Origin of the sequence: Coprothermobacter proteolyticus DSM 5265, assembly GCF_000020945.1 — a bacterium.
GTDB lineage: Bacteria > Coprothermobacterota > Coprothermobacteria > Coprothermobacterales > Coprothermobacteraceae > Coprothermobacter > Coprothermobacter proteolyticus.
In genome coordinates this window covers 676535-687663 of the sequence record NC_011295.1, presented here as the reverse complement: position 1 = coordinate 687663, position 11129 = coordinate 676535, and the positions used below count along the sequence as shown (strand labels likewise).

General features: G+C 44.0%; 15 protein-coding genes and 1 tRNA gene. 3 read left to right on the top strand and 13 right to left on the bottom strand.

Annotation, left to right across the window (positions count from 1 at the left end):
• Window positions 1–15: 15 nt before the first annotated feature.
• The 9 genes from COPRO5265_RS03555 to COPRO5265_RS03515 all read right to left on the bottom strand — a co-directional run bounded on the left by COPRO5265_RS03555 (window position 16) and on the right by COPRO5265_RS03515 (window position 5583).
• Window positions 16–651: a 50S ribosomal protein L25 gene (locus tag COPRO5265_RS03555; protein ID WP_012543659.1), complete on the bottom strand. Its 636-nt coding sequence runs from the start codon at window positions 649–651 to the stop codon at window positions 16–18.
• 23 nt (window positions 652–674) lie between these two features.
• On the bottom strand, window positions 675–1625 hold the full coding sequence (locus tag COPRO5265_RS03550) for a ribose-phosphate diphosphokinase (protein WP_012543903.1): 951 nt from the start codon (window positions 1623–1625) through the stop codon (window positions 675–677).
• Window positions 1625–2974 carry a bifunctional UDP-N-acetylglucosamine diphosphorylase/glucosamine-1-phosphate N-acetyltransferase GlmU gene (glmU, locus tag COPRO5265_RS03545; RefSeq protein ID WP_012543485.1) on the bottom strand — a complete coding sequence of 450 codons (1350 nt, stop codon included), beginning with the start codon at window positions 2972–2974 and terminating at the stop codon, window positions 1625–1627. Before glmU ends, COPRO5265_RS03550 begins: the two co-directional genes overlap by 1 nt.
• A gap of 6 nt (window positions 2975–2980) precedes the next feature.
• The gene (gene dcd / locus COPRO5265_RS03540) at window positions 2981–3541 is read right to left on the bottom strand and encodes a dCTP deaminase (protein ID WP_012544487.1); all 561 of its coding nucleotides are present in this window, start codon (window positions 3539–3541) and stop codon (window positions 2981–2983) included.
• A 36-nt stretch (window positions 3542–3577) separates the two neighbouring features.
• On the bottom strand, window positions 3578–3760 hold the full coding sequence (locus COPRO5265_RS03535) for a ferredoxin (protein WP_012544776.1): 183 nt from the start codon (window positions 3758–3760) through the stop codon (window positions 3578–3580).
• Between the two features lie 57 nt (window positions 3761–3817).
• Entirely contained in the window at window positions 3818–4084 is a 267-nt protein-coding gene (rpsT, locus tag COPRO5265_RS03530; RefSeq protein WP_012544144.1) for a 30S ribosomal protein S20, read from the bottom strand.
• 146 nt (window positions 4085–4230) lie between these two features.
• Window positions 4231–4413 (bottom strand): ferredoxin, encoded by a 183-nt coding sequence (locus COPRO5265_RS03525; RefSeq protein ID WP_012544499.1) that lies wholly within the window; start codon window positions 4411–4413, stop codon window positions 4231–4233.
• 151 nt (window positions 4414–4564) lie between these two features.
• Window positions 4565–5527, bottom strand: a complete 963-nt coding sequence (locus COPRO5265_RS03520; RefSeq protein WP_234397833.1) for an AIR synthase related protein — start codon at window positions 5525–5527, stop codon at window positions 4565–4567.
• Window positions 5498–5583 (bottom strand) — tRNA-Leu (locus COPRO5265_RS03515). The genes COPRO5265_RS03520 and COPRO5265_RS03515 overlap by 30 nt, the downstream gene beginning before the upstream one ends.
• A gap of 74 nt (window positions 5584–5657) precedes the next feature.
• Here COPRO5265_RS03515 and lexA point away from each other — a divergent pair.
• Complete coding sequence (lexA, locus tag COPRO5265_RS03510; RefSeq protein WP_041735663.1) at window positions 5658–6236, top strand: transcriptional repressor LexA; 579 nt, start codon at window positions 5658–5660, stop codon at window positions 6234–6236.
• A 33-nt stretch (window positions 6237–6269) separates the two neighbouring features.
• Here lexA and COPRO5265_RS07365 read toward each other — a convergent pair whose 3' ends face one another.
• The gene (locus COPRO5265_RS07365) at window positions 6270–6854 is read right to left on the bottom strand and encodes a hypothetical protein (RefSeq protein ID WP_012544322.1); all 585 of its coding nucleotides are present in this window, start codon (window positions 6852–6854) and stop codon (window positions 6270–6272) included.
• Between the two features lie 44 nt (window positions 6855–6898).
• Here COPRO5265_RS07365 and COPRO5265_RS03500 point away from each other — a divergent pair, with 44 nt between their 5' ends.
• Window positions 6899–7360 (top strand): hypothetical protein, encoded by a 462-nt coding sequence (locus COPRO5265_RS03500; protein WP_012543477.1) that lies wholly within the window; start codon window positions 6899–6901, stop codon window positions 7358–7360.
• A gap of 62 nt (window positions 7361–7422) precedes the next feature.
• Window positions 7423–7686 (top strand): stage V sporulation protein S, encoded by a 264-nt coding sequence (locus tag COPRO5265_RS03495; RefSeq protein WP_012544244.1) that lies wholly within the window; start codon window positions 7423–7425, stop codon window positions 7684–7686.
• 59 nt (window positions 7687–7745) lie between these two features.
• On the opposite strand, the gene COPRO5265_RS03490 is transcribed toward COPRO5265_RS03495, so the two are convergent.
• The 3 genes from COPRO5265_RS03490 to ispG are packed head-to-tail and all read right to left on the bottom strand — an operon-like array spanning window position 7746 to window position 11127.
• Window positions 7746–8384 (bottom strand): glycosyltransferase family 2 protein, encoded by a 639-nt coding sequence (locus tag COPRO5265_RS03490; RefSeq protein WP_012544798.1) that lies wholly within the window; start codon window positions 8382–8384, stop codon window positions 7746–7748.
• Entirely contained in the window at window positions 8381–10057 is a 1677-nt protein-coding gene (locus tag COPRO5265_RS03485) for a proline--tRNA ligase (protein WP_012544161.1), read from the bottom strand. Before COPRO5265_RS03485 ends, COPRO5265_RS03490 begins: the two co-directional genes overlap by 4 nt.
• Window positions 10054–11127, bottom strand: a complete 1074-nt coding sequence (ispG, locus tag COPRO5265_RS03480) for a flavodoxin-dependent (E)-4-hydroxy-3-methylbut-2-enyl-diphosphate synthase (protein WP_012544587.1) — start codon at window positions 11125–11127, stop codon at window positions 10054–10056. Before ispG ends, COPRO5265_RS03485 begins: the two co-directional genes overlap by 4 nt.
• Window positions 11128–11129 lie beyond the last annotated feature (2 nt).

Genomic DNA, 11129 nt, shown 5'->3' with positions numbered 1-11129 from the left:
GAAAAGGATATATTATTACTCTTCCTCCTCTTCTTCCTTCTTGCCCTTAGATATCACTTCAGGTTCACCTTCAACTGCTGCTTCTTCCTCGACCTCTTCTACTTCTTCTTCCACTGGAACTGTTACTGCGACTACTACTTCTTCCAAATCTGCGAAGATTTTAGCCTCGGGTGGAAGGTCGAGCTCACCGATGTGTATGATATCTCCAATGTCCATATTTGAAACATCCACAGTGACCTGTTCAACTAACTTTTCAGTAGGTAACTCCACTTCTATTTCACGAGTTGGGAATTCCAATATGCCACCTTTCTTGATACCTACGGGTTCGCCTACCAGTACTATGGGTATGGACACAGTTACAGTGCTTCCAGCACTCAATGCCTGGAAATCCAAGTGAATCACTTCCTGTGAAATGGGATCCACTTGTTCTTCCTTAACGATGACCCTGACAATCTTTCCATCCACATCAAGTTCCAATGAACGTCCTAACGTTACACGTTCTCTTATAACCTGGCTCCGCTCCAACAACAAGGGCGTAGCTTCCATATCCTGCCCGTACAAAACCGCTGGCACGTAACCATTCTTTCTGATCTTCTTGACCTTTCTTGTTCCAGTTTGCGTTTCTGTACGCTTAATAACTTTTACAGCCACTTTAACCACTCCTTTTATCTAAGTTAATCAAATAATGCTGATATGCTTTGATTTGTTCTTATACGTTTTATAGCCTCAGCGATTAGCCGCGCCACACTGACCACTTGCACTTTTTCACTTGAGTATTCGCTTCGAACAGTGTCCGTAACCACAACACGCTCAATCACTGATTTTTCAATGGCATCAACTGCTCCTTCACTAAACAAGCCATGAGTAGCGAAAGCCCAAATGCTACGGGCCCCTCTATCCTTAAAGACTTGAGCAGCCTTTATCAAAGAACCGCCGGTATCAATTATATCATCAACAATGAGCACGTCTTTGTCCACAACATCGCCTATGACATGGACAATTTCTGCCACATTTGCTGCCGTTCTTCTCTTGTCACAAATGACCAAAGGCCTGTTATCAAGACGGTATGCTAACCCGTTAGCTCTTACTACTCCACCTACATCAGGTGAGGCAATTACGACATCTTGCAACAAAGGTTTTTCCCTTCTCACGTAATCAGCAAAAAGCGGCATGGCAGTAAGGTTATCCACAGGTACTTTGAAGAAACCTTGTATCTGAGGAACGTGCAAATCTACAGCCACTACTCTGTCAGCTCCAGCAGCCTCTATGAGCTCAGCAACTAGTCTTGCCGAAATTGGTTCCCTGGGTTTGCTCTTTCTATCCTGGCGTGCATAGCCGTAGTAAGGCATGATTACAGTGATTTCTGCAACAGAGGCTCTCCGGAGAGCGTCCAACATTATTAATAGTTGCATTAAGTTCTCGTTCACAGGCGGAGACGTGGGCTGTATGAGAAAAACCTCGTATCCCCTGACCGATTCTTTAATCCGTATACCAGTCTCACCATCCTTAAAGTGGTAAATTTCTACTGGTAACAGATCCATTCCAAGCTCGCTCACAATCTTTTCTGCCAAAGGTCTATTGGCAGTTCCCGAAATGACCGCCATCGGTCTGCCATCAACGCCCATTACTGGTTCATCTCCTTTTTCTTCCTGTACTTAAGCACCCAACCTTCTTTATTAACCTGCATGGCTCTACCTATGCCTAAAGCGTATTTCGGCACCTTCTCAGTGATAACTGAACCTGCAGCAGTAAAAGAATCGTCCTCAAGTTCAACAGGTGCTACTAAAATTGTGTCCGAACCGATAAAAACCCTGTTTCCGATTATCGTTGGGTTTTTATTGTAGCCATCATAATTGCAGGTTATCGTACCAGCTCCAATGTTGGTGTCCTCGCCAACTTCGGCATCCCCAACGTATGAAAGATGGTTGATTTTTGTCCTACTACCCACAACACTTTTCTTGATTTCCACAAAGTTACCGATTCTCGCGCTCGACTTTAAGTAAGTTCCCGGTCTAATACGAGCAAACGGTCCAACAACGACTGAGTCTTCTAAAGTTGCTTCTTCTAGCACGGAAAACTTTATCTCACATTTGTTCCCAATCACACAGTCTCTTATTTCCACATTCGGCCCTATTACACAATCTTCGCCAATTTCAGTCGAACCAAGTAATGTGGTATTCGGAAGGATAATTGTATCTTTTCCTACCTTTACGTTTTCACCCACATAGGTGCTCTCAGGGTCCACAATAGTGGCCGCTTCCATAATTCTTTCCAGAAGCCTTTGCTTATAAACATGCAAGACTCTTGCCAAATCCTGTCTAGTATTGATACCCAAGAACTGTGACCAATCTTCAAACAAAAGCACATGTACTCCTTTATCCTCAGCTAACAAATTGAACAAATCCGTGATGTAATATTCTTTCTTTGCATTGGACTTGCCAAGAAGCGGAAAACCATTCACTATGTCTTCTTTTCTTGCCTTATAGACCCCCGTATTGACAAAAGGTATTTCTTTTTCGCGCCGATCTCGTAAATCAGATACTTCTACTATTTGACGCAAAAGACCGTCTACAAATCGAACTCTTCCAAAATCGCTTTCAAAGGGAAACCGAGTAACTGCTATCAATCTTGAATAAGAAGATTCCACCATTGTCGAAAATGTTTCCTTTCTAACAAGGGGGATGTCTGCGTTGACAATAATGACATTCTCATTCTTGGCAACGGAGGCTCCCAAGAACGCAGCATGCGCCGTTCCTAAGGGCTCATCCTGGATCACCACATTTGCATTATCAGGTAGTAACTCGGCAATTTGAGGAGAAGTTACCAATATAACCTCTTCGATACCATCTACTGTTTGCAGCGTGTCCCAAAGGTGATAGATAATAGGTTTTTCCCCTAGTGTATGCATTATCTTGGGCACCTTGGAATTAAACCTTTTTCCAACTCCACCCCCTAGTACAATAGCACTATGCACTACACATCACTCCTTTAAGAAATCCAAGAAAATTCTTGTCCCTTCTGGACCTTCTTGTCCTTGATACTTCCCTTTGAGCCCGTATGGGATCACACAGTTCTCAAAAAGCAACTCAAAACTTACTTGGCATATTCTCATTCCTGGATAAAGAGCTACTGGTATGTTATTCACATTTGATATTTCTAACGTAATCTGACCACAAAATCCTGGGTCAACATAACCAGCAGTGGCATGTATAAGAATGCCCATACGTCCCAAGGAGGATCTTCCTTCGACTCGAGCTACGAGAAAGTTGGGTAACATGAGGCGCTCTGTAGTTGTTCCTAGCAAAAAAAAGCCAGGTTGAAGGATTAATTGGCCACCCTTTTCTATGTGAATCTCCCTATATTTAATTGTTTCTTTTCTCTTTGGATCTAAGAACGGTACGTTAATATTGTCAATGGCAAGAAATGTACTCCCCAGCGTTAAATCCACCGATGAAGGTTGTATTTGTGTTTCACTCAAAGGCTCTATTACCAATGCCCTGTAAGATATAAGCTCCTTGATTAGACCATCGGATAGAATCATCCTTATTCTAAAAGTAAAAGGAATGAGGCCGAAGCCTCATTCCCGACTAATTGCTCCCGTAGGGCACGAATCTATTGCTTCGTCTACGCAGGGCAGCGTCTCATCAGCGCCCTCTATTACTTCGCTCTTGCCCTCAGCATCTGCTTGGAAAACTTCCGGGCACAGTGCCATGCATACCCCGCAGGCTATGCACAGTTCTTTATCAACTTTTAGAGCCATGCTCAGCCCTCCTTTTTACAGGCTGTCTTCATTATACAAGACATACTGCTTCCAACACTACTGAAACTTCTGATTGAATAGCTTCATCAGACGAGATTTACGCCTGGCAGCTTCGTTCTTGTGAATAACGCCTTTTACTGCCACCTTGTCAATGACACTCTGAGCTTTCAGCACGGCTGCTTCAGCTGCTTCACGATCACCACTTTCGATAGCTTTCTTAGCCCTCTTTACATACGTCTTCATGGTTGTACGCCAGTATCTGTTGTATGCGGTTTCTTTCTTCGTAAGCCGAATGCGTCGCTCTGCAGAAATTGTGTTAGCCATAACTTCACTCCTTTCAACAAATTTCTTGACTTGTATTTTAAGTATAGCAAGAAATTTGAAATTGTCAACGTTTCACAGCATAGACATTTTCAATGACTTAAAGAGTAACTAGCCGATCCACAGCTCAGTGTACTAGGATACGTAGACTATTCCCTGCTGATAGCCCCTGTTGAGCAAGAATCAATTGCTTCATCCACACAAGGCAGACTCTCATCTGCACCTGGGATTACTTCGCTTTTTCCTTCGGCATCAGCCTGAAATACCTCTGGGCACAGTGCCATACATACTCCACAAGCAATACACAAATCCTTGTCTACTTTTACAGCCATTTTTGGCAAGCCTCCTTTGAGATAGGGTATCTAACACAATTATACACATTTGTAAACGTTTGAACACTTGGAAGAATACAATGTCGTTCACTAAAATGGCTTTCTTCTCTAAGCAAGCTATTAGCTACTGTGTAGTGTTGAAGTATTGGAGCTATACTCTCTTCTGCAAAGTCCAGAGCTCATCGGGGCCTTCAGGATCAAGATCCCCCAGTGGCACACCATTCAAAGACGTAACAGAGTTTTTATGTAACTGCCCCAGATAGACAAAAGGCAGATGTTCTTCTTCGAGTTTTTCTCTCATTTCACGTTCATTCTCGCAGACCAGCAGCACAGAACCCGAAGAAATTATTTTGTAGGGGTTAAACTGGAACCGGCGGGAAAGCTGAATCAGTTCTTGGTCCAGATAACTCTCAGGAAAAGAAGCCTCAATGCCAAGGGACGTTCCCCGTGTCAGCTCCCAGAGACCAGCCACTAGCCCTCCCTCAGTCAGATCATGGGCAAAGACCAATGAGGGAACATTTAAGGCGACATCCATGATGGGCTTGACAGAAACCTTGAGTATGTCGTCTCCGTAGGAACCCCTTAAAATCATCATAGCCTCCCGGCCCAATGTTCCTGCGAAAAACACGTGCTGCCCAGGTCTTACAAGGTCCTTACCAAGTACTCTAATCCTTTTACCAAACATAGTGCCAACTACTACAGGTTTCGTCACAGCTGATGTAAACTCGCTGTGGCCTCCCACTAACTGAGCATTCTCGTAATCCAACCCTTCATGAAGATGCTCAAACATGCCTTCTATGTCTTTTTGTGGAAAATTGGTGGGCAAAAGAAGAACTGCCAAAAAAGCTACTGGCTCTCCGCCAGCAACCCTTACATCATTTGCATTTATGTGGACTGCTAGCTGTGTAACCACATGGTTATCAGCACCAGTTATTGGGTCAGTACTAACCACCATGGGAGCATCTAAATCTACCACTGCACTGTCAGTGAGATTGCTAGCATCGATCAACACTTCTTGACGGCGTTTTCCGTAGAACCGCTCTACCAAATCGCCTATATAAGAAACTGGTACTTTGCCTTCCATTGGTGGGGGCGGTGGGAGTCGAACCCACACGAGCGCTTGCTCAGCGGATTTTAAGTCCGCTGCGTCTGCCATTCCGCCACGCCCCCACAATCAAAACTAATTATACACGAAAGCCATACTGCTGTAAAGAAGGTTAGTACTTATGGTATACTTTTGTTGTATGAAAGAACTGACAGCTCGGCAAAAAGAAGTATTGGATGCTATAAGAACATTTATCGCCCAAAACCATTATCCTCCTACAGTTAGAGAATTGTGCACTATTCTAGGGATATCTTCACCAAGAGGCGTTTCCAAACACTTAGAAGCTTTGGAAAAAAAAGGATACATAAAACGCACTTCAGGTCATCGTTCACTGGTGCTTCCTATGGAAGTACCCTTAATAGGAAAAGTAACGGCAGGTTTGAAAACGCTAGCTGTAGAAGAGCTTGAAGGTTATCTTTCAATGGAAGATATCTTCGCTAATCCTAATCAGTTTGGGCTAAAAGTCAAAGGCGACTCCATGCAGGGAGCAGGTATTTTGGAAGGAGACGTTGTCATAGTTAACTCTGATGCCGAATGGATCAACGGCGACATCATAGTCGCAATCATAGACGAAATGGCTACTGTCAAGCGTGTGAAACAGGACAAATATGGTAATTGGTGGCTAGAACCCGACAACCCAAAATACGAGCCTCTTCCCCTTAATGAAGAAGTACAGATTGTTGGCAAAGTTGTAGCCGTCATTAGGAAGTACTCTTGATATTAGAAGACGTTAAGCCTTTCACTACACAAACTAGATTTCTTCGCCTGCTAGGAGCTTCGTGGCAATGGTTGCGTTATCTGCTAAGTGAAGACTAAAAGAATCCCAGAATACACAGCTACCAAGTAAGACCAATTTCCCCATTCCCAGTTTGATCTGACAGCCTACGTTTCCTACCTTAGAAGTCAATATAGCTTCACCACCTGACACAGTATCTGTGCACGGAAACACTCCCCTTAGGCCGGTTCGGCTTACAACGTTTACAAAGTACGGATCTTCGCTAGACTGGTCAAGCGCCTCGCTTAAATTCAAGGTAAGACCGAAATGCTTCGTTATCCCGTTTATGTTCTCCCCAACTCCGTCCTCGTTTTTGTAGTAGCCTGCAAAGATCACTACTTTGCCTTGCCTAACCCAACTATCTATCTTATTTACTTCGGCATCATTGAAAGGTTTCTCTGGATAGTTGAAAACGATAGTATCATAGCGATTTAAAGTATCAAAATCCTTAACTTCATCTACCAAAAAACCGCTATTCAAAAGCAGATCACTAAGCTTCCCAAAGTAGTAATAGTCCGCTATAGTGAATTCCAGATGCGACGTGTCCCAACCGATTTTCATGATTTCATATCACCTCACTGAAGAGCTTCGGTTATAATAGAAACATGCAAGTAGTAGCTGCAATATTCATCACCTTTATTGTCCTTTACCTCTTTTGGTTCTTCTGGGGTGGGTTCGTTCAGTACTTTAGCAGCCCCACCCAGACTCCAAAAACAAAATCAAAATCGTACTGGCTACTAGCGCTGGTTCTTGTCATGGAACTTTATGATTTCGTTTACATGATAACATTTCCAGCTATTCTTGGAGTGATGACACTTGCCATGTTGGTAGCTATTCTTACAGTGAGGATAAGAAAACAAACTATGCCAAAACTTTTCCAAGTACTGGGTGCAGCCATTTTCTTAGCTTGGGTTGGCTCCCACATACTGGGTGTCGTTGGGGCAGTAATTGGTGGAAGTTTGGGCGTGTTTACCTCCTTGGTGTCTGCCCCATGGGGCGGTTCTGCCGCCGAAATGTGGGACGAACCATGGTGGGCTCCTCAAGCTTACAAGAAGCGCAAAGGGTAAGTTTGAAATAATCTCTAATGGGGTATAATTAGAATAACCTTTGATACAAGGAGGGTTCTAGCATGGAAGTACTGAAGATTTCGGCGAAGACTGATCCGAAGAAAGCCGCTGGTGCGCTTGCGGAAGTAATTAGAAAGCACGGAGAAGCAGAATTACAGGCTATTGGGGCCGGTGCAGTAAACCAGGCCACAAAGGCAATCGCTATTGCAAGAGGTTTTCTAGCTCCAAACGGTATCGACATTGTTTGCATTCCAGGATTTACCGATGTAAAGATTGGAGAAGAAGACAGAACTGCTATCAAGTTTATCATCGAACCCAGGGAGTAAAAGGTAAAAAGAGGCAATTAACCAATCAATGAGAAAAACAGGGAGACCCAACCGATGTGTTATATGGTGGGTCTCCCTCTAAGTTTATAAGCCAAAATGTCCAGATACATTCTAAGGCGTGCTTTTAACCCCGGCCAAAACCCTCGCTTCTCTTCTTTCATGATTTGGCCTACGCCTTCCAAAACAAGTTCCTCTTGTCTTATTCCTTCCTTCTTCAAAAAATCTTCCAGTGCAACCTCCAGCTGAAAACCAGTAACGCTTGAACTCTCATAAAATTTCCTAAGCACCGCCATAGGCAAAATACGCTGACCGGCTAATACAGGGCTAATCATATGCGACCATGTAGTGGCCGCCCTACCACCCTTTAGAATAATTCTGGCGCAATTGTAAGTGCTAATCCACTGTTTTATTTGCAGTGCATGGTTACGAGTTAACCCTGTTAAGTCGGCGTCCAAAAGGACTACTTTGTCCACATTGAACCTCAAGGCTTCCTTCACAGCGGCACTTTTACCGCGATTGCGTGGAAATACAATTAACAAAACCCTCTCATCAGATGCAACCCATGCTGTTCTATCAGTAGAACCATCATCTACTACCAATACGGGTAAATTCTCTTCTCTTAAAGGCTTTAGTACTCTGCCAATGTTCTTCTCTTCATTGAAAGCTGGAATTATTACTAAGAAGCTGTCTGTTCTCACAGGTTGACTGCACCTCTCAAAACCGTGTCCAAGACATCTTCTTGCCCGACCAACAGAGTCTCTCCAGTTTTCCTGAACTTAATCTCCACTTTGCCTTCTTTTTTCGCGTTTACAACAAGGCGAACAGGGAAGCCGATAAGATCGGCATCTACGAATTTAACACCGGGCCGTTCGTCTCTGTCGTCAACAAAGACATCTAATCCAGCTGAGGACAGAGTATTTTCCAGCTCTTGAACTTGTGCTTCCACATCTCCTATGGGGATTATGACCACGTGGTACGGCGCTACTGACCAAGGCCATACAATTCCAAAATCATCATGATGCTGTTCTATGACTGCACTAACCAAACGTGTAACACCGATTCCGTAGCAACCCATAATAAAGGGCTTCCTCTCACCATCTTCGGAATGATAGAAAGCTTCCAGGGGCTCGGAATAACGGGTGCCTAGTCTGAAGATGTGGCCTACTTCCAAACCTGTAAAGCTCCGAAGAGGACTACCGCACTGAGGGCACAAATCTCCCTCAGCCACTTCCGCTAGATCAACAATTTCATGGAAGGGCAACTCTGATACTTCCACGCCAACAATGTGATAATCACGTTCATTGGCTCCGATAACACCCCAGTCCAATGACTCCAGTGACTTATCTTTAAGAATGGTAATTTCATTTATGCCTTCTCTGGGACCCACAAAACCTGGGATAAAGCCCATGGAGAGAATTTCCTCATCGGTCATCATACGCCACTGTGTAAAACGTCTATTCATTTTCGATTCATCTAGTTCTCTGTCACCACGAACCAAGATCATATAAGGACGACTATCGCCAATGACCATGACCGCTTTTATGATTCGTTCTTTGGACAGTTGCAGAAATTCTGCTACATCTTCAATGGAAGAAGTGTCAGGCGTGTGAACCTTTTCTAAAGCAGGTTTTTCCAAGAAGGCCGGAGCTGGCAAAACAGAAGTGGCTACTTCGGAAGTTGCAACGTAACCGCAGCTATCACACTTGAACACAGTACTTTCACCTACTTCAGCTGGAACAATGAACTCGTGCGAAAGGGTTCCACCAATTTGGCCCGGATCTGCAGCTACAACTTCATAGTTAAGCCCAATTCGTTCAAGTATTCTCTTATAGGCGTTCAAAACTTGGTCATAGGTTGTTTTAAGACTTTCCTCGCTGTCATGGAACGAATAAGCATCCTTCATTACAAATTCTCTAAGTCTTATAAGGCCAAATCGTGGACGAGGCTCGTCACGAAATTTTGTCTGAATTTGATAAACCAGCTGAGGAAGTTGTTTGTAGGAGGAAATCAGTTGCCCAGCCAAGGTAGTAATCTGTTCCTCATGAGTAGGTCCTAAACAAAAATCTTGTTCTTTTCTATCTTTAAACTTAATCATGTCGTCACCGTAGAGCTCCCATCGTCCAGTTTTCTTCCACATTTCTGCCGGCATCATGATGGACATGGTCATCTCTTGGCCACCAATTCTGTCCATTTCTTCTCGAACCACAGTCTCAATTTTCTTAAGAACCTTGTGGCCAAAAGGTAAAAATGCGTATACACCTGATGCGATTTGTTTTATCATGGAAGCCCTAATAAGAAGCTTGTGAGAAGTAGCTTCCGCATCCTTAGGATCTTCTCTGAGCGTCTTGTAAAAAAACTTACTAGCCCTCATAATTTTTTTTCGACCTCCCCAGTTTTTAACTCAGACAATATCACTTCTGCAATATCTTCATTGGGTTTTATTACTCGCACCACTTGTCCCTTTTTAAAAAGAACAGCACCGACTTTACCCAAAGCCACACCAATATCAGCACGAGAAGCCTCTTGCGGTCCGTTCACCATGCATCCCATCACCGCTATGACTAAAGGCTCCTCAACATCCTTCAATCTCTCCCTCAAGTTGGCTACTACATCCCAAGTTTTTCTTTCCAAGCGACCGCAGGTCGGACAGGCTACCACATGGACTCCCCTCTTCAGAACACCACAAGCCCTTAAAAGGTGGTACGCCGCTTCTACTTCGTCTACAGAAGGACCATTCAGGGAAACCCTGATTGTGTCCCCAATACCTTCAAGGAGCAATGGAGCCATGCCTGTAACCGAATAAATCAAACCTTCTGTTCCCTGTCCAGCTTCAGTGACCCCAAGATGTATAGGATAGTCGAAACACTGTGCAAGTTTGCGGTTTATGGCGATGTTTTCGACAGGGTCCGAACTTTTTATAGAAAGCACAATGTTTTCAAAAGAAAGTTCACGAAGCATGTCTACTTCCTCCGTCATTACACGGACAGCAAAATCTACCAAGCTTTCGCTGTTTCTCCTTCTTTCCAAGGGTAAACTACCAGTGTTAAGACCTATGCGGATGGGTATGTTCTTCTCTTTCGCGAGTAACACAATCTCACGTCTGGCCACCTTATCCTTTATGGTCCCTGGATTAAGCCTCAACTTAGACACACCACTTTCCAAAGCGATCAGCGCCAAGTTTGGGTCAAAATGTATATCAGCTACCAAAGGAACAGGGCTCTGTCTTACAAGTATACCAATGTTCCGCGCTGCGCGCTCATCGGGCACCGCAAAACGGATTAGTTGAGCTCCAGCAGCAACGTCCTGCCTAAGCTCTTCTAATGCAGCATTTAGATCGATTATGTTCGTTTTAAGCATGGTTTGTACTACTACAGGGGCTCCGCCACCGATTACAAGGTTACCTACACTTACTGCCTTAGTCTTTCGTCTTTGCACGTCCATTT

Excerpts from the sequence above, each read along its gene's own strand:
- COPRO5265_RS03500 (WP_012543477.1), top strand. The coding sequence starts at position 6,899 with ATGCAAGTAGTAGCTGCAATATTCATCACCTTTATTGTCCTTTACCTC.
- COPRO5265_RS03525 (WP_012544499.1), bottom strand. The coding sequence starts at position 4,413 with ATGGCTGTAAAAGTAGACAAGGATTTGTGTATTGCTTGTGGAGTATGT.
- ispG (WP_012544587.1), bottom strand. The coding sequence starts at position 11,127 with ATGGACGTGCAAAGACGAAAGACTAAGGCAGTAAGTGTAGGTAACCTT.
- COPRO5265_RS03535 (WP_012544776.1), bottom strand. The coding sequence starts at position 3,760 with ATGGCTCTAAAAGTTGATAAAGAACTGTGCATAGCCTGCGGGGTATGC.
- COPRO5265_RS03550 (WP_012543903.1), bottom strand. The coding sequence starts at position 1,625 with ATGGGCGTTGATGGCAGACCGATGGCGGTCATTTCGGGAACTGCCAAT.
- dcd (WP_012544487.1), bottom strand. The coding sequence starts at position 3,541 with ATGATTCTATCCGATGGTCTAATCAAGGAGCTTATATCTTACAGGGCA.
- COPRO5265_RS07365 (WP_012544322.1), bottom strand. The coding sequence starts at position 6,854 with ATGAAAATCGGTTGGGACACGTCGCATCTGGAATTCACTATAGCGGAC.
- COPRO5265_RS03485 (WP_012544161.1), bottom strand. The coding sequence starts at position 10,057 with ATGAGGGCTAGTAAGTTTTTTTACAAGACGCTCAGAGAAGATCCTAAG.
- rpsT (WP_012544144.1), bottom strand. The coding sequence starts at position 4,084 with ATGGCTAACACAATTTCTGCAGAGCGACGCATTCGGCTTACGAAGAAA.
- COPRO5265_RS03495 (WP_012544244.1), top strand. The coding sequence starts at position 7,423 with ATGGAAGTACTGAAGATTTCGGCGAAGACTGATCCGAAGAAAGCCGCT.
- lexA (WP_041735663.1), top strand. The coding sequence starts at position 5,658 with ATGAAAGAACTGACAGCTCGGCAAAAAGAAGTATTGGATGCTATAAGA.